The 1,482-nt window shown below is 66.1% G+C and carries 2 protein-coding genes; one reads left to right on the forward strand and one right to left on the reverse strand.

What is annotated here, in order from left to right:
* Nucleotides 1-44: 44 nt before the first annotated feature.
* Nucleotides 45-853 (forward strand): IS5 family transposase gene (locus tag ACWCQS_RS46015; protein ID WP_451009995.1). Its coding sequence is split into 2 segments (ribosomal slippage): nt 45-402 and nt 402-853, totalling 810 coding nucleotides; the frame shifts between segments, so codons are not numbered across the junction.
* A gap of 26 nt (nt 854-879) precedes the next feature.
* Here the strand turns inward: ACWCQS_RS46015 and ACWCQS_RS46020 are convergent.
* The gene (locus ACWCQS_RS46020; RefSeq protein ID WP_451009996.1) at nt 880-1,395 is read right to left on the reverse strand and encodes a YfbM family protein; all 516 of its coding nucleotides are present in this window, start codon (nt 1,393-1,395) and stop codon (nt 880-882) included.
* Nucleotides 1,396-1,482 lie beyond the last annotated feature (87 nt).

Genomic DNA, 1,482 nt, shown 5'->3' on the forward strand with positions numbered 1-1,482 from the left:
CTTAGAGGTCGTTTCCTTTGGCGTGATCGTTCGTTGAGCGGTGCATGACGGGTCTGATTGAGCGGTTGGTGCCGGATGAGTTGTGGACGCTGTTCCGACGGGTGGTTCCGCAGACGGAGGTCATACGTCCGCAGGGCGGCGGACGACGGCGGGCGGGCGACCGCGAATGCCTGGCGGCGATCATCTTTGTAGCGACCTCGGGGTGTACCTGGAGGCAGTTGCCGCCGGTGTTCGGTCCGGCCTGGCCGACCGTCTACCGGCGCTTCGCCCAGTGGAGCCGGGCCAGGGTGTGGGCGCGCCTCCACCGGGTTGTCCTCGACGAACTCGGCGCCCGAGGTGAACTGGACTGGTCGCGGTGCGCGATCGACTCCGTCAGTGTCCGGGCGGCAAAAGGGGGCCACTGACCGGACCGAATCCGACCGACCGCGGCAAGAGCGGATCGAAAATCCACCTGATCACCGACCGGAACGGTCTGCCCCTGTCACTGGGCATCTCCGGCGCCAACATGCACGACAGCCTCGGCCTGGAACCGCTCGTGCGTGGGATACCGCCCATCCGCTCCCGGCGCGGCCCGCGCCGCCGACGACCGGCCAAGCTCCATGGCGACAAGGGATACGACTACGACCACCTGCGCCGATGGCTCCGCAAGCGAGGCATCCGTCACCGCATCGCGCGCAAGGGCATCGAGTCCTCCACACGGCTGGGCCGCCACCGCTGGGTGGTCGAGAGGACGGTTTCCTGGCTGGCCGGCTGCCGCCGCCTGCACCGCCGCTATGAACGCAAGGCCGAGCACTTCCTCGCCTTCGTCGGCATAGCCGCAGCCCTCATCTGCCAACGCCGTCTGAGCAGATGATCCGATCAGACAGGCTGGGAGCCGTGTCAGGCCAGCATGAGGACTACGCCATCGCCTGCGGCGGCGGCAGCGGAGAAGAACCGGGTCAGCTCCTCGTAGCGGTGCCGCAGAGTGTCCAGGTCCGAGGGGACCTCGGTTTCGGATTCCGGCAGGAAGTAGATCTCGGCGCTGCTCATGGTCGCCAAGTCGTAGTACCCGGCCAACTCGTCAAATCGTGTGGTGGCGAGGCAGCCGCTGGCCCGGGCAACGTCCTCGGGGCTCAAATACCTGGCGGGGCCGAAGTCCATGTCGTCCTCCAACGGAAGCTCAGCCCCTCCGTGGATCACATCCACCGGCATGCCACCGTGGGCGGCAATGAGGTAGTGCAGCTTGTGCCACGACTTCTCGATGCTGAAGTAGGGCGCCTTCTCGGGTGGAAGCGGGGCCTCTTCGGCCCAGGCATCACCCAGCTCGTCGATGCGTTCCTGCGCCCAGGACGGATCACTCAACGACCGCTGCAGCTCAGCAGCGGAGAAACGGACGTACTCGCAGTGGATGCCCATGGACGCGAACCCTAACTGCAGACTCTGACATCGCTCCGGTCTCGTCTGTCAACTGCCTGCCGACAGCCATAGGAAACGATGTCTTAG

This window comes from Streptomyces sp. NPDC002076 (assembly GCF_053593835.1).